Below are 21,508 nucleotides of genomic sequence, written 5' to 3' on the forward strand. Positions count from 1 at the left end.
AGCACGAGGACCGAGCCACACCGCCTAGGTGCGGCAGATGAGATCAGAGGAGGCGCGTGCCGACCCGGCGATAGTGCTCGAGCGAACCGAGCAGATGAGTCGTCATCAACGCCGCGAGCCCGTCGGAGTCACGCTTCAGCACCAGGTCGCACATCTGGGCATGTTCTTCGAGGGCGCGGTTCGCCATCTCGGAGTCATCCAACACGCGTGCACGGTAACGATCGGACTGATCATAGAGACCGTCAAGGACTCGGGTCATCGGCACGTTTCCGGAGGCGGCATAGATGGCCCTGTGGAACTCGCGGTTCTGCTCCAAGTACTCCAGCTTCGACTTGCCTGCCTGCGGCACCAGTCCCTCGACCTTGCGGAGGTCGGAGTCGGACATGCGCTCGCACCCGAGGCGTGCAGCCAACGGATCGAGCACGAGTCGCACGACATAGATCTGCTCGACGTACTCCAGCGACATGGGGGCGACCGTCATCTCGCGATGATCTCTGGCGATGACATAGTTCTCCGCCTCGAGGCGGCGTAGCGCCTCGCGCAGCGGAGTCGTGGAGAGGCCGATGCGTGAGGCGAGTGCCTGCTGATCGAGACTCGTGCCCGGCTCCAGCTCACCGGACAGGATCATCGCCCGGACTGTCCGGTAGGCCCATTGGGACTTCGACATGGCCTCTCCGGCCCGACCCGCGAGATTTTGCACCACAGTCACGACCCTCCCACTAGGCCTGACAAGTCGTCGGGCGTTCTCCGCACGTGGCCTACATACTACCATCCATAGTTGACAGAACAGATGGTGGGCGAGCAGGGTCTGACGCTGGCGCGTGGGTGGCCATGAGCCTGTCCGCGGCTCAGGTTCGCGGACTCCACACTCCGAAGGCGAAGCCGCATCCGGTCCCGGCCATGGACCGGTAGGCGGGGAGATAGTCGATCAGGTCGAACTCGAAGGTGCGCAGGGCGGACCCTACGGTGATCCAGTTGAGGATCTCCGAGGTGCCGGAGTCGAACAGGTCCGGCGGCTCACTGGCCGTGGCGGCAGTATCACCGCTCTTGAACGCTTCCAGGATGCGTCGGTCCAGCTCTTCATCGATCACGAAGTGACTCAGCCCGCCAGAGGCGACAAGCCCCACCCGGAGATCTCCAGGAAAGCTCCTGATCGCGTCTGCGATGGCCTCGCCAAGGGTCACGCAGCGGGCCGGCGTAGGCCTGTTCGGCGCGAAGTAGGTGTTGAGGAACACGGGAACCATGGGGAGGTTGTCTGTGCCGAGAATGCGGCGGCGAATGAAGGTCCAGGCGTGACCAAGGCTGCGTGTCGCGGGTTGGGTCCGAAGCACAGCCACGTCGATCCCGCTGGCTGACACCTCGGTGGCGATGTGCTCGGAGAGCCCGACGTCGACTGGATAGAGCTCCTCTTCGTCACCGTGCATGGCCCACATGGTCTTGCGCCGGATCGCCGGGAGCTTGCTCAGGTCGACGGGTCGGTCGTAAAGGCCGGTCGTCAGGGTGAACGCAATTGTCGGCACCAACTCGTCGAACGGAAACAGCTCGTCTTGATCGTCACCGACGACGACGAGCACATCGGGTCGAAACTTCTCGACCGTCTCAGACAGGGTCCGCAGTGCCTGCTGGGCCCGCGAGTGCCGCTCTTCTTGTACGTCGGGCAGCAGTTCGGCCCTTCTGGACTCAGGAGCTGTGCGCATGAGCTCGTCCCAGGGCGTCCTGGACCTGTCCAGCTCAGCCTGCTCCGGCCAGTCCGCCGAAGGCAGGCTCAACTGTGAGCTGTGCGACGTCCCGAACCCGAACACAATCTCGGCCACGTTGGGCCTCCTTCACGTATAGATCCACCCAAGGACTCTTGGACGGTGGAGCAGCACTACGGTTCCAGGCCCAGCAGGTCGACGGAGCGTTCGCCCCTGCGCAACTGCTCCATGATCAATTGCTCTTTCGAGATGCGTTCCGCTGCTCGATCGAGTAGGCCGGCATACGACTCGGGGGGCAGGCTGATGACTCCGTCCGCGTCGCCCACGATGATGTCTCCGGGGCGGACGACGATGCCTCCGAAGTTCAGAGGCATTCCGACTCCCGCACGAGCGCCGGGCCGCTTCGTCGTGCCCCGGACACACAGCCCGCGAGCGAAGACCGGGAACCCAACCTCCGCCAGGGGTACGGAGTCGCGGACAAAGCCGTCGATGACGACACCTGCGAGACCGCACTCCTTCGCAGCCGTCGACAGGATCTCGCCCCAGTACCCGTACTCGTAGACACCGTTGCAGGACACGACAAGCACGGAGCCGGCAGGCGCTCGATAGAGGGCCCGGTGGATCCACAGGTTGTCTCCAGCGCCCGTCTCGACGGTGAAGGCCGGTCCACACACGCCGACGCCTGGTACGACGGGCCTGATCGCTGGGGGCAGGACACTGTTGACCTCCGCTGCCTCGTGCAGCGTTGCCGTGCCGTATCTCAGCAGGCCATCGACGTCCAACGCGGCCTGTGGCGAGTCGCCGCCGAACACCGGGTTGTTGGTGGTGGTCATGATCCCTGGCTTCCGGTCGCTGTGACGCCGCGGCCAGATGCCCGCTGCAACCCGTGATATCCGTAGGTCGCCCGTGCGTGATCCAGACGCTGGCCAGCCCTCACCGCGGCTCTGATCTGTTCTTCGACACCTTCGATGGCCTCGGCGACTTCGACAACCTGGGCAAGGCTGGCGCGGGGGATGGCAACGACTCCATCCAGGTCACCCACGAGGAGATCGCCGGGTTCGACGTTGACCCCACCCAGGACGATAGGAACGTTGATGCCTTCGACAGTGACCCTGTCCTTGCCGGTGCGCATCCAGGTGCTTCGCGAGAAGATGGGATACCCCGCATCCACAGACGCGGCTGAATCCCGAGACGTTCCGTCCACCACCGTGCCCGCGATGCCTCGAGCCGATGCCGTTTCGGTGAGGATGTCGCCCCACACCGTGCACTCGGGCGAGCCTTGGTTGTCGATCGCGACGACCCACCCCGTAGGCACGTCGTCGATGTAGTCGCCGACGTTCTCCCCGGTGGAACTCACCGGCCGGTAGCGAACCGTGAACGCCTCGCCGCAGAAGAAGTGGTGGGGACTGATGGGTCGGAGGCCGGCGATCTGGCCCGGAATGCCCAGCTTGTCCAGAGCATCTGACAAGCCGGACGTGCTCAACCTGGAGGCGCGCTCAACCAGCCCCGACACGTCCTCGCCTCCCTTCACTGACGACGACTTCGGGTCAGTCAGCGAAGGCGGTCGCTCTGCCACGACGGACTCCTCACGATCTCAGGTCTTGGATTTGATAGCCTATAAACTACATCGAACACGTGTCAAGGTTCTCTTAGCCGGCCTTCACACCCAGACGATGTGCGCGCGTATCCGTCCAGCTACGTCCACCCACCCATGTGAGCGTGCGAGGGTCACCATGTCGTCGAACTGCTTCAGCCACAGGTCGTCATGAGGACGGGCACCGGGAAGCTGAAAGAGACCGTCGGGGTCCACCAGGGCGTGCACCCCCTGCAACTCGGCCACGCCGGCCAGGGCCACCTGAGCTCCGACCTGGTCGACGCCAGAGATGTGTACGTCGAATCGTGTGAAGTCGTCCGGATCATCGAGCCTGACATCCGACTCGGGCGCGCTCACGACGATGATCATGACCGCGGTTCCCGCGCGGACGAGCCCTCACACATCGGTTCGGATCCACACGGCCTTGACGTCGAGGTACTCGTCGAGTCCATGGATGCTGTACTCGCTGCCCCAGCCACTCATCTTCGTCCCACCATGGGGCATGGCGGGGTCCCCGAGTCCGTAGGAGTTGATCCACACCATGCCGGTCTTGATGGAGGCTGCCAGGGCATGCGCTCTTCCGATGTCGCGGGTCCAGACGCCGCCACCCAGTCCGAACGCCGTCAAGTTGGCACGCCTACTCACTTCGTCGAAGCTGTCGAAGGGAAGCACCGAGGCGACGGGTCCGAAGATCTCCTCCTGCGCCACACGCATCTCATCCCTGACGTCGGCGAACACGGTCGGTGCCACGAAGTAGCCGTGGGCGAGATCGCCCTCGATCGCTCGGCTCCCGCCAGCAGCGGTCCGCACCCCCTCCTTGCGTCCGATCTCGAGGTAGCCAGTGACCCGGTCCAACTGTGCCTGGGAGACAACCGGGCCGATGTCGGTCGCCTCGTCCACGCTGTTCCCGACCACCAGCGAATTGGCGATGTCAGACATCCGAGACACGAATTCCTCGTAGACCGGGCGCTCGACGAAGACGCGCGTCCCCGCGTAACAGACCTGACCGGAGTTCCCGAACACTGCGTTGCTCGCCACTGGCAGTGCAGCCTCGAGATTGGCGTCGGCGAAGATGACGTGCGGCGACTTTCCGCCGAGCTCGAGCGATACGCGCTTGAGATTGCCTGCGGCCGCGCGGACGATCTTCTGCCCTGTGGCCGATGAACCGGTGAACGCAACCTTGTCCACGTCAGGATGCTCAGCAAGAGCCGCACCGACATTGCCGCCACCGGTGACGATGTTGACGACACCGGGAGGCAGCCCCAGCTCCTGGATCAGTTCCCCGACCCTCAGCGCCGTGAGCGATGCCTCCGGAGCGGGCTTGACGACGGTGGTGCACCCCGTGGCCAGCACTGGTGCGATCTTCGACAGCGTCGCTCCCAGAGGACCGTTCCAGGCGATGATGCTGGCACATACGCCGACCGGTTCCTTCAGGGTGTAGCTGAACACCGATCCGGGTAGTGAGTTCGGGACGGTCTCGCCGTGGAGCTTCGTGGCCCAGCCGGCGAAGTACCGAAGCGTCTCCACCACCCGATTCGACCGCCTGGTACGCCGGATGGGCGCCCCCATGTCGAGGACGTCCAACAGTCTGAGATCGTCGATGTTCTGCTCGATGATGTCTGCGAGCTTCAGCAGGATGTTCTGGCGGTCCTGAGGAGTGAACCTGCTCCAAGGGCCCTCGAAGGCGCGCCGCGCTGCCGCGACTGCCGCGTCGACGTCGGCGACCTCCGCATCGGCTATCTCGCCGATGACCTTGCCCGTTGAGGGATTGATGCTGTCAAACGTCCTTCCTGAACTGGCCGCAACCCATTCGCCCCCGATCAGCAGCCGTTTCGGCCTACCGTCCAGAAACGGGGCGTCCAATGAGTGCTCCACAGTGCTGGAAATGATGATCTCCCTTTCGAAATCGACCGCCCGACGCAGCGGACCTAGAGCTGTTGGAAGTGCGGCTTCCCGTCGCCTTCCCCTGCAGACTCGGGGCGTCCACTGGCGATGGCCTGCTCGACGGCGCGCACTCTCTTCTCCGAGAAGCCGGTGCGGTGCTCGGTGATCCAGTCGTAGGAGTCCTGACGCGCCTGCTTCTGATTCTCGAAGTGCGGGATCACGTAGTCCGCATAGAGCTCCATCGACCGGATCGTCTCGTGGTGGTCTGCCCAGTTGAAGGCGTTGATCAGGACCGTGCCGACTCCGCCCATCTTCTCCTGCACCTGCTCGATGCGCTCGATGACCATGTCCGGTGTCCCGATCACTGCGCCGCCGACTTTGTTCTCGACGGCCCAGTCCACGATGTCCTGGCCTTCGGGGACGGTATGGCGCGGAAGGTTGTTGTTCACGTAGTCGATGAACGGGCGCAAGGCGAAGCGGACGTTCTCTCGCGCCTTCTCCACGGTGTCGGCCAGGTGCATGCCCATGACGATGCGGACGCGTGAGCGATCCATGGTGCGACCGTGCTCAGCAGCAACCTTCTCCGCGATTGCCCAGTTCGTGTCGAGGACCTTGAACCCGGCATCCTCGCCTGCGGCCATGCACAACATCGACGTGTCGTACTTGCCGGCCAGCTGCGCGCCGGACGGGGTGAGCACGCTCGCTACCGCAAGTTCGGGGTAAGGCCGCGTGAACGGGAGGAGGTGGAGTCGCGCCTCCTGGAGGTTGTACCACTCGGTCTTCTCCGTCACGACCTCACCGCGCAGCAGACGCACGATGACATCCACCGCCTCGGCCATCCGGTGACGCGTCTGCTCGGGTTCCACGCCCAGCATGTGTGCGTCGGAGGCCAGGAGTCCCGGTCCGAACCCGAACTTCACCCGGCCTCGCGTCTGGTGATCCAGCTGCACGATGCGGTTCGCGACGTTGAAGGGGTTGTGGTACGGAAGCGAGATGACCCCGGTGCCGAACTCGAGTCGTCGGGTGCGCTCGACTGCACCGGCGATGAAGATCTCGGGGGACGAGATCGGTTCCCAGCCGCCTGAATGGTGCTCACCGATCCAGGCCTCGTCGAAGCCCAACGCATCCATGATCTGGAGCAGCTCGAAGTCGCGCTGCAGTCCAAGCGTGGCATTCTGTTGAAGTGTGTGGAACGGTGGCAGAAATATGCCGTGCCTCATGTGCTCCCAGCTCTCATCTGACCATCGGTGTACGTCGCCTCAAACCCGACTGACAATCTTGTGGACAAGGATCGGTTTGCCGTCGGGGGTCGATGCGCCTTGGACGTGGGGGACCTTGCCGAGTCCCGACGGTGCGGGTGCCGGCGTGAAGTCCTCCTTGATGCCGAGGAGTCGCCGACCACTGCTGTCGACGATCTTCTTGGCAAGGCCGGCGTCCACGTCCTCGCGGGCTTGGATGACGCTGTGCGCGCCGAGCTCGGTGCCCCGATCGTTGTGGCCGTAGTCCGTTCCGACGACCAGGATATTCTCGCCGACCGCTGCACTGAGATGGTCCAGCGCATCGTCGGTCTCGACGGCGATGAAGACCTGCTTCTCCTCCAAGGCGTCGTGGCTGAGCGGACGGTGTCGCAGGAACTCGTCCGCGCTGGCACGCAGCCGCGTGTCCATCTGCAGGACCGTCGGGATCCAGGACGAACCGCCTTCCAGGAATCCCCACCGGATGTTCGGGTAGCGCTTCTCGAAGTCCGAGGCGATCACCGCATGGAACCCAGCCATCAACGGGAACAGCTGCCTCATCATGGATGCGGGGTTCGCGATCGTCCGTCCAAGGGACTGGCCATCGATGCGTCGGGTTGCCTCGCCGAGGTGAACGAACACGCCCATCTCGAGATCGTTGACATGCTGCCACAGCGGCTCGAAGAACGAGTCGGTGAGATACATGGCGTGCTCGAGGCCACGAACCTGGATGCCGGCCGCGCCGTTCTCCTTGCCGAAGTTCAGCTCCTTGATGGCCTCGGGGATGCTCCGCATCGGGGCCCGGACCGCCCATGGGAGGCGAGCGCGATACTCCGGCCGGACGTGATCTGCCATCCACCTGTTGTAGCTGCGCGCGAGCGCGACCTCCGCTGCGGGGTTGTCCAGTTCGGCCCCTAGATAGAAGGTGGACAGCAGAAGCTGAACATCGATGCCGAGGCTGTCCATGTCCTCGATCCGCCCGCCGAGGTTGGTCAGGTCAGCGACACCGTCGAGATACTTGTTCGCGTTGTTGCGCATGTTGCCATCGAGCGGAGCAGCCGTGACCCACGTGTCCCCCATCAGCCAGATGGACACTGGCGGCGCAGGAGCCCGCTTGACAGCCCCGGGGGGCGCCGCCGGCATCTGAACCTTGACGGGTTTGTACTGGAGCTCATTCTTTGCGAGGTACGACCACGTGTCCTCGTTCTCGAGCACATGTGTGTCGCAGTCGATGAAACCCATGACATCATCCGCTTCCTGCAGGCTATAGTTAATAGCAGGCTAGATCCTCGGGATTTGTGCGTCAAGCCCCTGCGTTGAGCTAGTTCACGCTCACGGCGTACCCCAACCGCGGCCTTCCCTGCCACTCTTCGACAGGCTATAGTCTATGAGGGGCTCGCTGAGGTCGCCCGTATGGAATATCCCCGTCCGCATGGGGCATGCAAATATCCCCGTCTCCGGACCTTGTGAACCACGAGTACGGGCCTTAAGAGCTCGTGCCACTAAGAGAGGACGACTATGGCTGGCAAACTCGCAGGGAAGGTGGCGATCGTCACCGGCGCAGGCAGTGGCCAAGGGGCTGCCATCACGGCGCTGTTCATTGAAGAAGGCGCCAAGGTTGTCCTGGCCGACGTCAACGAGGCCGGGATGACAGAGGTCACCGCCCATCTCCCAGCTGACTCGTTTCGTACGGTTGTCTGTGATGTCACCCAGGACGACCAGGTCGGAGCCGTCGTCACCACGGCTGTTCGAGAGTTCGGCGGCGTTGACATCCTGGGCAACATCGCGGGAATCGGGGCGGACTTCGAGCCTCTGCCAGAAGTGCCCCTCGATCGCGTGACCCGCCAGTTCGACGTCAACTTCCTCGGACCGTGGCTCTTCATGCGGCACACCATTCCGGTCATGATCGAGCGTGGCGGCGGAACCATCATCAACATCGGTTCGGTCTTCGGTCTCTTCGGCAACCGTGGGAACAACGGTGCCTACGGCGCGTCCAAGGCGGCACTCATGCACCTCACGACGACTGTCGCCGGCAACTACGGCGGCGACAACATCCGGGTCAACAGCATCGCCCCCGGAAGGATCGACACGCCTTTGGCACGCGGCCGGATGGACTTCGCCCGCGGAGACCAGGAGCGGGCTGCGGACGATCCGCGCTTGAAGCGTCCGAGCAACAATCCGCTCGGTCGAGTCGGTCAACCGTCGGAGATCGCGACCGCCGCACTGTTCCTGGCCTCCGAGGACTCCTCGTACATCACCGGAGCCATCATTCCGGTGGACGGCGGCTGGGTGGCTGCCGGCGGGGGACCTGCCGGCGGCTAACCCCCAAGCGTGGCGTGTCCACGCCTCCACCACTTACGGCGAACGTCTGACCGCCAGCTCTGGGCGCGTATCGGGAACGGGACAACCCCTCATCGGTACGCGCCCGGAGTCTCCCCGCCCCGGAGGGCGCGAGTGCACTGGCGACAGACACAACGCAAGCATTCAGCACGCAGACGGGAGACGTTTATGAAGTCAAGGGCATTGGGCACGAGCGGACTTGTTGGCTCCGCCATCGGACTGGGGTGCCTGGGCATGTCGGGTCTTTACGGTCGATCGGACGACTCCGAGAGCCTGCGAACCATCAGCCGAGCCGCCGAGCTCGGCGTCAGCTTCCTGGACACCAGCGATGTCTACGGCGACGGTGCCAACGAAGTGCTCGTGGGCAAGGCCGTCCGCGCGGATCGCGACCGTTACCAGGTCATCACGAAGTTCGGAGTCATCCCAGCGAAGGACGGCGTCCCGGCCCGGTACGACGGAAGTCCGGCCTATATTCGGCAGGCGTGTGACGCGAGCCTGCGACGAATGGGCCTCGAGACGATCGATCTCTATCTGCAGCACAGGGTCGACCCGAAGGTGCCGATCGAGGAGTCGATCGGCACCTTGGCCGAGCTCGTCGCTGAAGGAAAGGTTCGCTACATCGGGATGTCCGATGCCACGCCCGATGCCCTCCGACGTGCCCACGCCGTACACCCCGTCTCAGTGCTGCAGAGCGAGTACTCCTTGGCTGAGCGCGGCGTCGAGGAAGAAGTGCTCGGCGTGTGCGCCGAACTGGGAGTCGGGTTCATGGCGTTCTCCCCCCTTTCGCGCGGCCTGCTGACGGGACAGCTGGACACTGCTGCTCTGGACGACACCGATATCCGCAAGACGAGCTACTTCCCGCGCGTTGGCCCCGAGCTGCTGCAGGCGAACGCTTCCAAACTGGACCCACTGCGCGAGATCGCCTCCGAGAAGGAGTCGACGCCGGCCCAGGTCGCGCTGGCCTGGCTGCTCGCGCAGCGCCCGTGGGTCGTCCCCATCCCGGGCGCTCGGACCGTGCAGGAGGTTGAGAGCAACGCGCAAGCCGCCGATATCGAGCTGACCATGGCTGATCTCGAGCGCCTTGACGGAGTGTCCAAAGCGATCCTTGGGGCGCGCGTCAACCGCCGTTGAGGCCCTCACCACTCCCCACCTCGCTGCACCTTGTGCGACCCTCCTGTTGTCTATAGCCTGTAACCATGGCCAGAGGGTGTCTCTCCCCTCTGTGAGCCCCCATCCTCAAATTCCTCCGAACGGAGAAGTGCGCATGCCAGACGAACATCACACGACCATCAGTTGCCCCGACCTCGCCGCTGATGTCCAGGCCATGTGGGAGGTGTTGTCGCACGGAGGTGTGGTCATCTGTCCCGCAGCAGGTGGTTACACGATCGCCGGACCCGGCACCAAGGAGGGCGGGGCCCGGATCAACGAGATCAAGGGCCGGCCCGCGCACAAACGACTCGGCCTGATGATGGGCAACCGCGGCGAGCGAGAAGTCCACATCCTCGATGACACAAAGCGGGCAATGATCACCTGCATCACCGAGACCTACAACCTTCCGATCCATGTCATCGCGAGGTTTCGTGCCGATCATCCCCTCATCCAGCAGCTGGATGCGGACGCGCTCAAACTGTGCACCGCCAACGGCACGATCACCTCAGGCGTCAACATGGGCGGCTTCTTCCTGAACGCGGTCAACGCGCGGGCGGAGGAGGGCACTCTCTTTCCCGTGTTCGCGTCGTCCTGCAACGCATCCGGAGCGGGCCCCAAGGCGCGGGTCGAGGACATCGAGCCCGAGGTCCTCGCTGCAGCGGATCTCGTCATCGACTACGGTCCGCAGGACGGCTACAGCAGCACCACGTCCACGCAGTTCAACTTCGACACCATGCAGCTGGTCCGCTGGGGACGCGCATTCGACAGCATTGCCTGGGTGATGAAGCGTCACTTCGGCATCGATCTGCCGCCGGACCCGGGTCGCGAGGTCTCCCCCGGCGGGCATGTCGACGAGTTCGCGCTGGTCGACGCCGACTAGCCGTACCCGGGGCGCGGCGGTGCCGCTGAGCGACCGATGGGCTGAGAGCCTGTGATGGCGACCCGACGTGCTTCGCACCATCCCGCATTCTCTCGACGTTTCGTGACTCCCCTCTATGTCGGGACCTCGCTGAACGCGATCAACAGCTCGATGATCGCAACCGCGCTCGTACCCATTGCCAGTCAGATCGGTGTGTCGGTCGGACGAACAGCGATTCTCGTGTCTGCCCTCTATCTGGCAAGTTCCATAGCGCAGCCGGTGGGCGGCAAGCTGGCCGTGGAGTTTGGGCCACGACGCATCTTCCTTGCTGGGACGGCGACCGTCATCCTCGGCGGGTCGGTGGGTGCGTCCGGGCAGGATCTTGCAGCCCTGGTCGTCGCCCGCGTGCTGATCGGGGTCGGAAGTTCCGCGTGCTACCCCGCGGCGATGCTGCTCGTGCGCCGTCGGGCCCAGGACCTCGGGCTGGAAGCACCCCCCGGGGGCGTGCTTGGCGGCCTGGTCATCGCTGGGGCGGGGACCGCGGCCGTCGGTCTGCCCGTGGGCGGAGTGCTGGTCCACGCCTGGGGTTGGCAAAGCACATTCTTGATCAACGTCCCGTGTGCGCTCTTGGCTCTGGTGACCGCCCTGGCATGGATCCCGCCGGACGCCCCGAGAAAGCACTCGGGATCAATATGGGCAACGGCCAGGCGGATCGACCCGCTCGGCATGGCGCTCTTCGCCGGCACGATCTCCGCCACCCTGGTCTTCCTGATGACCCTGCCCGCCACGAACTGGATCGCCCTCGGCCTTGCGGTCACATCAGCGGGCCTGCTCGGATGGTGGGAGCTGCGGGCATCGGAACCGTTCTTGGACACTCGTCTGCTGGTGACGAACCTCGCCCTGACTCGCACCTATCTGCGCTACGCGCTCACCTCATTGTGCGCGTACACCGTCCTGTACGGCGTCACTCAGTGGCTTCAGGCCGGGCGAGGCATGTCCCCGCAGGAGGCTGGCCTGATGCTGCTGCCCATGAGCGTTCTCTCAGCGCTGGTCGCTTGGCCGATCTCGCGACGCAATCTCGTCCGTAGCCCACTCATCGTCGCGGCGGTCAGCACCTTCGTGGGCTCTCTCGGCGTGCTTGCTCTCTCGTCGAGCACGCCCCTCGAGTGGATCCTCATCATCACGCTCGTCTTCGGCCTCGCACTCGGCACGACCATCAGCGCGAACCAGACTGCGCTCTACACCCAGATCGCATCCGGGCAGATCGCCACCGCGGCGGGGCTCCTCCGGACCTTCGGCTACATCGGCGCGATCGCGTCTTCCGGGATCATCTCGGTTGCCTTCCACACGGGCGTCAGCGACCACCATCTCGAGGTGATTGCCATCTGCATGGTGATAGTCAGCTCGTTGGGCCTCGTCCTCGTCGTGGCGGACCGACAGCTTGTGACCGGGGCGGTGACTGGCCCCCGCGTCACGCCATGTACTTGCCACCGTTGAGGTGGATGGATTGGCCCGTGAGGTAGCTGGAGGACGGGGACGCAAGATAGGCGCACAGGTCCGCCACTTCATGCATGGTGCCGATCCGACGCAGAGGGATGCCGCTCAGTTCCAGTTGTAGGCGCTCCGGGCTCACTTCGTCGGCTGCGTTCTCGATACGGGAGAGAATCACCGAGTTCGCCCTCACCCCATGTGGTCCGAACTCCGACGCGATGGAGTGCGCTAGCCCGTGCAGACCTGCCTTGGTGGTCGCCATGCAAATGCCCAGATTGCTGCCACCCATGAGCGCAGCCAGACCGGAGATGTTGATGACGGCCCCGCCACCTTGTCTGACCATGTGCGGCAACGCGGCTCTGGCGGCGTACAGCGGACCGCTCAGATTGACGCCCAGCGCACGCTCCCAGCTCTCGTCCGTCAGATCCAGGAGGGAGACATAGGTGCGGATCGCAGCGCAGTTGACGAGAACGTCGATGCGACCGAAGTCGTCAACCGTCGCCTGCACAGCCCGGCCGATCTCGGCCGAGCTCGCCACGTCGGCGGCGTACGCGGCGGCAGCGCCCCCCGAACCGCGGATCTCCGCCACCACCTGCTCGGCCTCGTCGAGCCGTTCGCGCACGACCACGGCAACCGCATGGCCATGCTCGGCCAGGGTCAAGGCGATCTGTCGACCGATGTTGCGGCCGCCGCCCACGACCATGGCGACGGTGGGCTCACTCGTGCTGGGCGTCATCGTCGACGTTCCTCTACTCATGCTTGGACAGGTGCGACAGGAACTGCTTCAGCCCGGAGCACTGTGGATCACCGAAGAACTGATCAGGTGGGGCGACCTCCGCAACACGACCGTCCTCCATGAAGACACAACGATCGGCCGCGTCGCGGGCGAACCGGAGCTCGTGCGTCACGATGACCATGGTTCGACCCACCTGTGCGAGATCCTGGATCGTATCCAGCACCTCGCCGACCAGCTCAGGGTCGAGCGCACTGGTCGGCTCGTCCATCAGAACGATCCGGGGAGAATGGGCCATCGAGCGAGCGATCGCTACCCGTTGCTGCTGACCGCCGGACAGCTGCATCGGGTATCGGTCAGCCAGGTGGCCCAGACCGACGCGCTCCAGCACCTGATCCGCGCGCTCCTCGGCATCCTGCGTCGAGCGCCCGTGAGCACGAATGAGAACTTCGGTCACGTTCTGCCTGGCGGTGAGGTGCGGGAACAGATTGAAGTCCTGGAAGACCATGCCCATGCGACGGCGCTGCTTGACGATGTCCTTGGTCTTGAGGGGGCGGAGCACCCCCTTGCTTCTCTGATATCCGAGCAGCTGCCCGTCGAGGTACATGGAGCCACCGTCGATGGGATGCAGTTGATCCACGCACCTGACGAGCGTCGACTTCCCTGACCCCGAGGAGCCCATGATCGCGACCACCTCGCGGTCATGGACGGTCAGCGACACGTCTTTGAGGACCTCCACTGACCCGTAGGACTTGCGCACATTGCACAGCCGAAGGACCTCAGACCCGTCACCCGACGGCGCCGACGACGCACTCGGTTCGGTGGCCGCCTCAGTGATGGAAGGACTCACAGGACCTCAACCTCAACTTTCGACGTGCGCGACCTTCGACCAGAACGCTTCCCGACCGGGGCGCCTGGCTGAAAGCCGCGCGAATAACGGCGCTCGAGCATGTTGCGGAGCGTCGTCAGCACGGAGACGATGACGAGGTACCAGATGATCGCCACGATGAGCAGCGGCACGGTGAGGTAGTTGCGGTTGTAAATGTCCTGCACAGCACGCAACAGGTCGGTCTGGCCGATGATGCTCACCAGCGACGTCGCCTTGACGATGCTCACCACCTTGGTTCCCCACGGGGGGATGATCGCGCGCAGCGCCTGGGGCAGGACCACTCGGAAGTAGGTCGTACGCGAACCGAAGCCGACGGCTTTGGCTGCATCGCGCTGTCCCTGCGGGACGCTGAGCATCGCGCCGCGAATGATCTCAGCGATGTACGCCGACTCCACGATCGTCAGGCCGACGATGGCAGCCGCAAACGGATCCACAACCGCGTTCGTGTCCCATCCGTTGAATGACGGACCGAACGGGAGCCCGATCGAGAGCTCCGGGACCAGGTAGGCGATGTTGAACCAGAAGATGAGCTGAACCAACGGCGGAATCGCCAAGAAGACCGCGACATACGACTTCGATACCCAGCGCGCCGGCGCATAGGTGCTCATCTGCAGTGAGCAGATGACCGCGCCGAAGACCGTGGACAGCACAGTGACGATCGCCCAGATCCGAAGGGTGTTGGCGACACCGTCGAGCACTTGGGCGTCGAACAGATAGTCGCCAACCACACTCCATTGGAGGTTCTCGTTCGTCAGCAGGAAGTCCAGGAAGTGCAGCGCCATGATGGCGAGAAGGGCCGTGAACAACCACCGCCACGGCTTCTTTCTGGCACGTGCCTGAGCGACATCTTCGTGGGGCAGGTTGATCGCGGAGGCTCCTTTCGGGGCCTCCGCGAGACCTGATGCTGTTGGAGATCCGATCACGGCTCCCTACTCCTCCGCCACATCGTTGAGCTTGGGTTCCTCGATCTCGGCGTCCTTCATGTTCCACTTCTCCATGATGCTGTTGTACGTCCCGTTTTCGATCAAGACCTTGTACGCCTCGAACAGCGCTTCACTCGTATCGGGCAGCGTCAGCAGGCCGGCCTCGACGGTTTCACTGATTCCCGGCGTCGTGGGGTGGACGACCTTCAGGCTCTCGTCAGTCCTCGTCGCATCGGCCGCGGCCGTGTTTGTCGTCGTGCCCGCGTCGACCCGGCCCGAGAGCACCGCGAGGATGACCGTCTGCGGGTCGCCCAGCTGGATGATGTCGATCGGCTCCATGCCGTCCGCCTCGCACGTATCGGACAGTGCCACGAACTTCTCCGAGAAGGAACTGCCAGTCACCTCCGCCAGCTTCCTGCCGCACAGGTCCTCGTCAGACTCGATCTCCGCGTTGTCCTTCTTGACCACCAGAGCCGCGCCCAGACTTGCAGTGGTGACGCCGTCGAACTGCTCGTGCCGCTCCGCGTCGAGCAGCGACGGGCCCATGTAGACGTCATAGCGATCGGCAAGGATCCCCGTGCGTGCCGAGTCGCCGTCGCTACTGACATCGAAGGATGTCTTGACGCCGAGCACCTCACCAATGGCTACCGCCATCTCGGCGTCGGCCCCCTCGACGGTCGAACCGCTGATGATCCGGAAGGGTGGGTTCGAGGCGCCGACGAAACGAAGGACTCCTGCGTCCTTGATCCTGGCGGGCAGCGCATCGCGAGCTGCTGCGTAGGCAGCGTTGTCCGCGGTGGACGTGTCCGGTGAGCTCGCGTCTCCACTCGAACCGCAGGCTGCAGTGGTGAGTGCAACGGCCACGACAGTCACGATGGCGAGTGGCACCCGGCTGACGAATCTGTTCACTTGATCCTCATCTCTGAATTGACGCCCCACCCGGTTGTCGGCATCGCTTACACTTCATAGCCTATATTCGATGTGAGAGCCGTCACGATAGTCAATGTTTGACCTCGCACGCAAGAGGTGTTCAGCACTCTTCTTATGGATTACAGCCTATTGCCGCTCCCTCTGCGCTTGAGTAACGTGCACTGCGACGCCATCGTCAGGAACCGAGCAACGTTCGGGCCGGCACCGACCGAGGAGAACCGTGCACGACCTGAGAGCCGCCAACGACCTGCTGGGCGACCCTGGGCGGCTGCACGATCGGTTGACGCAGGACGGATACCTCTTCCTGCGCAATGTGATCGATGCCGCCGACGTCACCCGTGTCCGCGGTGACCTGCTTTCCTGGTGCCACGCCCAGGGCTTGGTCTCGTCGCCAGCGTCGACGATCTGGTCGGGCTACGCTCCACCCGGACTCGTGTCACAACCTGAGGACCTCCATGCCATGGGCATGGCGCCGTGGCTGTTTGCTCGCCCGAGCTTGCAGAACCTCATCAGGCAGCTGCTTGATGAGGAGCCCTTCCTGCTGCCGATCAACGAGTACCACTTCACGTGGCCAGGCAAAGCCGTCCCGGTGGGCATCCACCAGGACGGCGTCGGGAGCAACAACATGGGCTTCTCGGTGTTCTGGATCCCGCTGGTCGAGATCACGCCGGAACTGGGTGGCATCGAGATCGCGGTCGGCCAACACACCCGCGGCCATCTCCACCCGATCCCGGGGCTGCCACACCCCTACATCCCCTCCGGCAGCCTGCCGGCGGACTCATGGGCTCGTGCCACCTACCGTCCGGGTGACGTTCTGGTCATCGACCAGATGACCCCCCATCGAGGTCTGCCGAACAGCAGCGACAGGCTGCGCCTGTCGATTGATATCCGGGTGCTTCCGGCATCCACGCCTCCGCCGGCTATCGGCATCGTCGTGAGGATCACGGCAACGTCGCTCACGCTGCGAACGCAGGACGGGACAGAGGTGTGCCTGTTGCATGACGAAGCAACCATCGTCCGCGGGGAGAACGCGCGCCAAACCGCGCCTGCCGAGATCACCGACTACCTCGGCAAGCCAGCCATCGTCGCCCACGAAGACGGCCGGGCGACGCTCGTCCGCCGACCTCAGGGCGGCGCAGCGGCTCTGACGTCGGGAACCCGAGCGGCTGGCCACCCGTCCTGAACATCGCAGAACGCTCAGTCGTACCGTCTAGAGTGCAGCAATGAGCGGGCCGCCGAAGTCCACAGCGTCACCGGTGGGAACTGCCGAGCTCGAGGCGTTGCAGGAGATCAGCCTGCTGCTGAACCGCCGGATCCGTCGCTACTCGGGGACTGAGCTGACGCTGTCTCAGATGTCAGCGCTGGCGACGCTTCGTCGGTCCGGCGCGATTCGAGTCGGTGAGTTGGCACGCCACGAGCTCATCAACAAGTCGTCGGTGACTCGACTGGTGGCGAACCTCGAGGCCATGGGTTACGTTGCGCGCGAGGTCGATCCCACCGATGGCAGATCGCTGCTGGTCGAGATCACCGACAACGGTCATCGGCTGTTGGCCCAGTCGCGCGAGTGCGCGAGCGCCTACCTCGCCGGCGAGGTCGCACAGCTGTCCGACCAACAGCGCGACGCTCTGGTCCGCGCACTTCCGGCATTGCAGGCGCTGGTGTCTCCCCACCATTGACGCCTCAGATGATGTCGATGCTTCCTGTATCCGGGGCTGCGACGCCGCTGTCGTCCTCCTGCGGACCAGACCGCTTCGCAGTCAAGGTGCCGGCTTGTCGGGCCCGAAGATGGCGGTACATGACCGCACACGCGAGCGCGGTGACTGTCGCGGCCACCAGCAACGCGACCCGGGCGCTGGTCACCTCGGCGATGAAGCCCTGCAGCGGCCCGCCGATGGTGCTCGAGCCAGCGAGCGCGACGATGTAGAGGGCCATCGTTCGCCCGCGCATGTGGCGGTCGGAGGTGAGTTGGAGATAGGCGCCCGAGGCCGAGGAGAAGACGACGTTGGCCGCACCCATGATGAAGAGCGCCCCGAAGGCGAGCCACAGCGTTGGCGCGAGCGCCGTCAGGATCAGGGCAACACAGAACAGGCCGGCTGTCGCCAGCTGGCTCCAGGCACTCCCCCTGATTCGGCCGGCGAAGGCCAGCCCTCCTACAACGCCGCCGAGACCCATCAATGTGAACGCGAGGCCGACTGCCGTGGCTCCGCCGGCGAACACGTCACGGATCAGGATGGGCGCGAGCACCTGGAAGTTGTAGCCGAACACTCCGATGACAGCGAGCATGGTGAGGCTGGCGGCGAGTTCGGGGCGTCCTGAGACGTACTTCAACGTCTCGCGCACGCTCCCACGCGATCCGACCGCCCGCTCCTCCACGTAGGCAGGGCGGATCAGGAACAGCCCGATGACCACGGCGACGTACGACGCGGCGTTGGTGAAGAAGGCCGGTGCCAGTCCCAACGTCGCGATGAGTACTCCCGCGATCGCCGGGCCGACCAACTTGCCTGCGTTCTGGATGACGTTGTTCAGCGTGACCGCGTTGGGGAGGACCCGAGGAACCACGATGTCATTGACCAAGGTCATGCGCGCTGGCCTCTCAAGCGCATCGACCAGGCCTTGGAAGAGAGCGGCGGCCAGAACCATCCACAAGACGACCGCGTCAAGACGCACCACGACACCTAGCGCCAGCGCAGGCAGCATGCCCAGGACGCCAGTAGCCAGGAGGATCCGCCGGCGATCGAAACGGTCGGCCAGCGACCCCCCGAAGGCGGTGAACAGCAACGTCGGCATTGTCTGGAAGGCGACCGTAACCCCGAGCATCAGACCGGAATCGGTCAGTTCCAATACGAGCCAGGACTGCGCGACCTTCTGCATCCAGGTCCCGCAGACAGAGATCGCTTGGCCGGCGGCGAAGAGCCGGTAGTCCCGGTACCTCAGTGCGAGGAACGTGCTGTCCAGGTGGCGTTTGATGTCACTAACCCCCTCCCGAGCGCCCAGCAACGGCTCCTAAATTAGTACGCCATGCTAACTAGTTGGCCAGCCTACACCGCGCTATAGGCCTTCATGAGCCCCGCACGCTCTTCGACGCTCCGTGGCCCGCACGGTGGGCTTCGACGTACTGCTCGTCATCCACGGGCTTGAACCAATCGGTCTTGCCCAAGGTGAACGTCGTGTGCTGCATGAGGCTGTTCTGTGCTGCGCCGTGCCAGTGTTCCTCACCCGGCGGGCAGTACACGATGTCGCCGGTCGCCACCTCCGCGGTCTCACCGGAGGCTGTCTGCACGAAGCCCACCCCGCACGTGACCAGCAGCACCTGGAGCCCTTCGTGACGGTGCCAGTGTGTACGGGAGCCAGGCGTGAACACAACGCTGTGGACCACGACGTCCTCGCCCATGTACAGGGGCTCGCCCCACATCTCCCCGGTGACGGTCTCTGTCCGTTGCACCGATGGGGAGCCTGCACGCCCTCGATTGACCTTCATCTCGAACTCACTTCCTGTTGCTGCGTCGGTGTCCGGCGTACGTCGATGGTCGTGCCGAGATGGGGAGCCAGGAACGCGGCCTCCCGCTGCGTCGCCAGGGCACCTAGACCGCTCTGCTGTCGCGAGAATCCGTGGGTGGCGGCGGCGTAGATCTCGAGTGTCGCCGCCGACCCGGCAGCACTCCACCGCTCAGCCATGAAGGTGCTGTCATCCAGCAATGGGTCCAGCGTTCCTACGGTGAACCGCGCAGGCGGCATGCCACCGAGGTCTCCGTACAAAGGTGAGACGGCAGGGGCGCGTCGGCCTTCCGCGTCCGAACCGGGCATGACCTTGTCGTAGTACCACTCCAGGTCTGCACGTGTCAGGCGGGGAGTGTCCGCGCCCCGACGTTGACTGGGCGTCATCGACAGGTCGAAGATCCCGTAGTCCAGGTTCGCAGCACAGAAGGCGTCCTGTTCACCTACCGCGGCCAGGCGCTGCAATGCGACCGCAGCCAGGTGCGCGCCCGCAGACGCCCCGCCGATGGCCACGCGGCCCAGGCCGAGCTCCCCGCGACCTTCATGGATCAGCCAGAGCGCGGCCGTCTCTGCATCTTCCAACGCAGCCGGAAAAGGATGCTCCGGTGCCAACCGGTAGTCGACGCTGAAGATCGCGATCCCCAGCTCGTGGCAGAGCTCGGCCAGCTCCGCATCGAGCATCGACGCGGACCCGAAGACCCAACCTCCGCCGTGGAAGTAGAGGTAGCCCGCTCGTGGACCCTCGGAGGGTAGGAACTGCCTGATCCCGACAGTCCGGCCGCCCGTTGAGACTGAGCGCTGCGTCACGGCGACATCGGCGCGAGCCGTGGCGCGGCCCGCCTGCAGCGTCGCTTCTCGATAGGACTGAACGTCTCGTCGGTAGATGGGCACCGCCGGCTTCGCCAACAGGTCCGCGACGAATCGCTCGCTCTCCTCGATGAGGCCCAGGCCGAGCACCGATCTGTGGACAGCCACGGGGGAGTCCATCCGATGACCCACGCAGGCTACTCGCTCACGGCGAGATTCGCGGTGTTCGGGTCGACTTCGAACGGACTCGAGAGGCCGAGCTCCCTCGCGATCTCATGGACCGCGGGAAGTACCTCGGATCCCATCAACCGCAAGCTGCGTGTGGCGTCGTCGTGCGTCATGTCGCCATCTCCGTCCCAGAAGCCGATGGAGCCCGGCCGCAAGGTCTCCATGACGTGGCGCACCTTCTTGATGACCACGTCCGGAGTGCCGCTGATGATCGTGTGCTCGGCCAGTTGCTTCTCGTACGTTGCGGTGATCGCAGCCCTGCGAGCCGCACCAGTCAGCTGCTTGGGGGCCGGCCCGACTGCCCGGCCCCGGGCAGCAGCAACGTGCGCGACCTTGCCAGTCGGAAGCACATGGTTTCGCGAGACCAGACCAGGCAACTGTTGGACGGCGCGGTTTGCCAGCGAGGGGCTTCCCTCGAGGAACAAGTTCCCTGGGCCTTCCAGATACTTGCGCCCGGTCTCGTAGGCGAGCTCTTCGGTCTCGTCCACATGCACCTTGAACAGGTAGCCCCGATGCTCCGGGCCCGCCTCGAAACCCTCGTCCTCGGCAACGCTGGAGTAGAACTCGAAGGACTGTCGCGTCGCCTCGAGGGCGGTCGACAGCATGAAGTACGGATAACGGTGCCGAGCGGCCCACTCCACCGTGTTCTTGCTGTAGACGCCGGGGATCCAGATCGGCGGGTGTGGCGACTGCAGCGGCCTCATCCATGGATTGACGTAGCGATAGTCGTAGTGCTCGCCCTCCCACCGGAACGGCCCGGGGTCGGTCCAAGCCTTGAGGATGAAGTCATGGGCCTCTTGGAATCGCTCCCAGTTGTAGGCCGGCTGCGCATTGTGGGCGAAGCTCTCACGTCCGGTGCCACGCACCCAGCCCGTGACCAGGCGGCCGTTGGAGATCATGTCGATCTCGGCGAGCTGTTCGGCCAGCCACAGCGGATCGTCCCAGATGGGCAGGACGTTCCCCATCAGCACGATCTTGGCCTTGCTGGTCATGCGCGCGAGGATCGCCGCCTCGACATTGAGGACACCACCCATGCAGAAGGGAGTCGAGTGGTGCTCGTTCAAGATGAGGCCGTCGAACCCCACATCCTCGGCGTGTGCCTTCTCGTCCAGGTATCGGTTGTAGAGCTGAGCGCCTAGCACTGGGTCATACTCACTGTTGCTGATCTGCAGGTCCTGGACCATGCCGCCGTACCACGGTCGGTCTCGACGCTGGTACGGCCGCTCAGTGAAGTAGCCGATGAACATAATGTGC

The 21,508-nt window shown here is 64.5% G+C and carries 22 protein-coding genes; 6 read left to right on the forward strand and 16 right to left on the reverse strand.

All coding sequences use genetic code 11. From position 1 onward, the window contains the following. Positions 1–43: 43 nt before the first annotated feature. The 8 genes from AB7I40_RS07655 to AB7I40_RS07690 all read right to left on the reverse strand — a co-directional run bounded on the left by AB7I40_RS07655 (position 44) and on the right by AB7I40_RS07690 (position 7,652). Complete coding sequence (locus AB7I40_RS07655; RefSeq protein WP_428346404.1) at positions 44–667, reverse strand: GntR family transcriptional regulator; 624 nt, start codon at positions 665–667, stop codon at positions 44–46. A gap of 181 nt (positions 668–848) precedes the next feature. Continuing rightward, a complete protein-coding gene (locus tag AB7I40_RS07660) occupies positions 849–1,814 on the reverse strand; it encodes a hypothetical protein (protein ID WP_428346405.1) in 966 nt (321 codons plus the stop codon). A 56-nt stretch (positions 1,815–1,870) separates the two neighbouring features. Then, complete coding sequence (locus AB7I40_RS07665; protein ID WP_428346406.1) at positions 1,871–2,530, reverse strand: RraA family protein; 660 nt, start codon at positions 2,528–2,530, stop codon at positions 1,871–1,873. Further along, a complete protein-coding gene (locus AB7I40_RS07670; RefSeq protein WP_428346407.1) occupies positions 2,527–3,273 on the reverse strand; it encodes an RraA family protein in 747 nt (248 codons plus the stop codon). The genes AB7I40_RS07665 and AB7I40_RS07670 overlap by 4 nt, the downstream gene beginning before the upstream one ends. 84 nt (positions 3,274–3,357) lie before the next feature. Further along, positions 3,358–3,648 (reverse strand): hypothetical protein, encoded by a 291-nt coding sequence (locus AB7I40_RS07675; RefSeq protein WP_428346408.1) that lies wholly within the window; start codon positions 3,646–3,648, stop codon positions 3,358–3,360. Positions 3,649–3,687: 39 nt separating this feature from the next. After that, positions 3,688–5,154, reverse strand: a complete 1,467-nt coding sequence (locus AB7I40_RS07680) for an aldehyde dehydrogenase family protein (protein WP_428346409.1) — start codon at positions 5,152–5,154, stop codon at positions 3,688–3,690. Positions 5,155–5,219: 65 nt separating this feature from the next. After that, entirely contained in the window at positions 5,220–6,395 is a 1,176-nt protein-coding gene (locus tag AB7I40_RS07685; RefSeq protein ID WP_428346410.1) for an LLM class flavin-dependent oxidoreductase, read from the reverse strand. Positions 6,396–6,434: 39 nt separating this feature from the next. Further along, positions 6,435–7,652: an amidohydrolase family protein gene (locus AB7I40_RS07690; RefSeq protein ID WP_428346411.1), complete on the reverse strand. Its 1,218-nt coding sequence runs from the start codon at positions 7,650–7,652 to the stop codon at positions 6,435–6,437. Between the two features lie 276 nt (positions 7,653–7,928). Here AB7I40_RS07690 and AB7I40_RS07695 point away from each other — a divergent pair, with 276 nt between their 5' ends. The 4 genes from AB7I40_RS07695 to AB7I40_RS07710 all read left to right on the forward strand — a co-directional run bounded on the left by AB7I40_RS07695 (position 7,929) and on the right by AB7I40_RS07710 (position 12,255). After that, entirely contained in the window at positions 7,929–8,732 is an 804-nt protein-coding gene (locus tag AB7I40_RS07695; RefSeq protein ID WP_428346412.1) for an SDR family NAD(P)-dependent oxidoreductase, read from the forward strand. A gap of 186 nt (positions 8,733–8,918) precedes the next feature. Next, complete coding sequence (locus AB7I40_RS07700) at positions 8,919–9,881, forward strand: aldo/keto reductase (RefSeq protein ID WP_428346428.1); 963 nt, start codon at positions 8,919–8,921, stop codon at positions 9,879–9,881. Positions 9,882–10,014: 133 nt separating this feature from the next. Beyond that, entirely contained in the window at positions 10,015–10,779 is a 765-nt protein-coding gene (locus AB7I40_RS07705) for a Sua5/YciO/YrdC/YwlC family protein (protein WP_428346413.1), read from the forward strand. 102 nt (positions 10,780–10,881) lie between these two features. Continuing rightward, complete coding sequence (locus AB7I40_RS07710) at positions 10,882–12,255, forward strand: MFS transporter (protein ID WP_428346414.1); 1,374 nt, start codon at positions 10,882–10,884, stop codon at positions 12,253–12,255. On the opposite strand, the gene AB7I40_RS07715 is transcribed toward AB7I40_RS07710, so the two are convergent. Genes AB7I40_RS07715 through AB7I40_RS07730 form a run of 4 tightly spaced genes read right to left on the reverse strand, consistent with a single transcriptional unit; the run spans position 12,230 to position 15,733 of the window. Continuing rightward, a complete protein-coding gene (locus AB7I40_RS07715; RefSeq protein WP_428346415.1) occupies positions 12,230–12,985 on the reverse strand; it encodes an SDR family NAD(P)-dependent oxidoreductase in 756 nt (251 codons plus the stop codon). The two genes, AB7I40_RS07710 and AB7I40_RS07715, sit on opposite strands and share 26 nt — an antisense overlap. 13 nt (positions 12,986–12,998) lie before the next feature. Further along, complete coding sequence (locus AB7I40_RS07720) at positions 12,999–13,832, reverse strand: amino acid ABC transporter ATP-binding protein (protein ID WP_428346416.1); 834 nt, start codon at positions 13,830–13,832, stop codon at positions 12,999–13,001. After that, positions 13,829–14,794, reverse strand: a complete 966-nt coding sequence (locus AB7I40_RS07725; protein ID WP_428346417.1) for an amino acid ABC transporter permease — start codon at positions 14,792–14,794, stop codon at positions 13,829–13,831. The genes AB7I40_RS07720 and AB7I40_RS07725 overlap by 4 nt, the downstream gene beginning before the upstream one ends. A 6-nt stretch (positions 14,795–14,800) precedes the next feature. Then, entirely contained in the window at positions 14,801–15,733 is a 933-nt protein-coding gene (locus tag AB7I40_RS07730; protein WP_428346418.1) for a transporter substrate-binding domain-containing protein, read from the reverse strand. A gap of 211 nt (positions 15,734–15,944) precedes the next feature. On the opposite strand from AB7I40_RS07730, the gene AB7I40_RS07735 reads away from it, so the two are divergent. Together AB7I40_RS07735 and AB7I40_RS07740 are read left to right on the forward strand one after the other, a co-directional pair. Beyond that, complete coding sequence (locus AB7I40_RS07735; protein ID WP_428346419.1) at positions 15,945–16,907, forward strand: phytanoyl-CoA dioxygenase family protein; 963 nt, start codon at positions 15,945–15,947, stop codon at positions 16,905–16,907. A 40-nt stretch (positions 16,908–16,947) separates the two neighbouring features. Beyond that, complete coding sequence (locus AB7I40_RS07740) at positions 16,948–17,400, forward strand: MarR family winged helix-turn-helix transcriptional regulator (RefSeq protein ID WP_428346420.1); 453 nt, start codon at positions 16,948–16,950, stop codon at positions 17,398–17,400. A gap of 4 nt (positions 17,401–17,404) precedes the next feature. On the opposite strand, the gene AB7I40_RS07745 is transcribed toward AB7I40_RS07740, so the two are convergent. From AB7I40_RS07745 to AB7I40_RS07760, 4 genes are all read right to left on the reverse strand, one after another. Further along, positions 17,405–18,721, reverse strand: a complete 1,317-nt coding sequence (locus AB7I40_RS07745) for an MFS transporter (RefSeq protein WP_428346421.1) — start codon at positions 18,719–18,721, stop codon at positions 17,405–17,407. Between the two features lie 61 nt (positions 18,722–18,782). After that, positions 18,783–19,166 (reverse strand): cupin domain-containing protein, encoded by a 384-nt coding sequence (locus tag AB7I40_RS07750; protein WP_428346422.1) that lies wholly within the window; start codon positions 19,164–19,166, stop codon positions 18,783–18,785. Positions 19,167–19,198: 32 nt separating this feature from the next. Next, a complete protein-coding gene (locus tag AB7I40_RS07755) occupies positions 19,199–20,194 on the reverse strand; it encodes an alpha/beta hydrolase (protein ID WP_428346423.1) in 996 nt (331 codons plus the stop codon). A gap of 29 nt (positions 20,195–20,223) precedes the next feature. After that, positions 20,224–21,501, reverse strand: a complete 1,278-nt coding sequence (locus AB7I40_RS07760; protein ID WP_428346424.1) for an LLM class flavin-dependent oxidoreductase — start codon at positions 21,499–21,501, stop codon at positions 20,224–20,226. Between the last annotated feature and the right edge of the window lie 7 nt (positions 21,502–21,508).

It is taken from the genome of Nocardioides sp. (genome assembly GCF_050246775.1).
Classification (GTDB): Bacteria; Actinomycetota; Actinomycetes; order Propionibacteriales; family Nocardioidaceae; genus Nocardioides.

Excerpts from the sequence above, each read along its gene's own strand:
- AB7I40_RS07655 (WP_428346404.1), bottom strand. The coding sequence starts at position 667 with ATGTCGAAGTCCCAATGGGCCTACCGGACAGTCCGGGCGATGATCCTG.
- AB7I40_RS07665 (WP_428346406.1), bottom strand. The coding sequence starts at position 2,530 with ATGACCACCACCAACAACCCGGTGTTCGGCGGCGACTCGCCACAGGCC.
- AB7I40_RS07685 (WP_428346410.1), bottom strand. The coding sequence starts at position 6,395 with ATGAGGCACGGCATATTTCTGCCACCGTTCCACACACTTCAACAGAAT.
- AB7I40_RS07690 (WP_428346411.1), bottom strand. The coding sequence starts at position 7,652 with ATGGGTTTCATCGACTGCGACACACATGTGCTCGAGAACGAGGACACG.
- AB7I40_RS07695 (WP_428346412.1), top strand. The coding sequence starts at position 7,929 with ATGGCTGGCAAACTCGCAGGGAAGGTGGCGATCGTCACCGGCGCAGGC.
- AB7I40_RS07700 (WP_428346428.1), top strand. The coding sequence starts at position 8,919 with ATGAAGTCAAGGGCATTGGGCACGAGCGGACTTGTTGGCTCCGCCATC.
- AB7I40_RS07705 (WP_428346413.1), top strand. The coding sequence starts at position 10,015 with ATGCCAGACGAACATCACACGACCATCAGTTGCCCCGACCTCGCCGCT.
- AB7I40_RS07715 (WP_428346415.1), bottom strand. The coding sequence starts at position 12,985 with ATGACGCCCAGCACGAGTGAGCCCACCGTCGCCATGGTCGTGGGCGGC.
- AB7I40_RS07740 (WP_428346420.1), top strand. The coding sequence starts at position 16,948 with ATGAGCGGGCCGCCGAAGTCCACAGCGTCACCGGTGGGAACTGCCGAG.
- AB7I40_RS07760 (WP_428346424.1), bottom strand. The coding sequence starts at position 21,501 with ATGTTCATCGGCTACTTCACTGAGCGGCCGTACCAGCGTCGAGACCGA.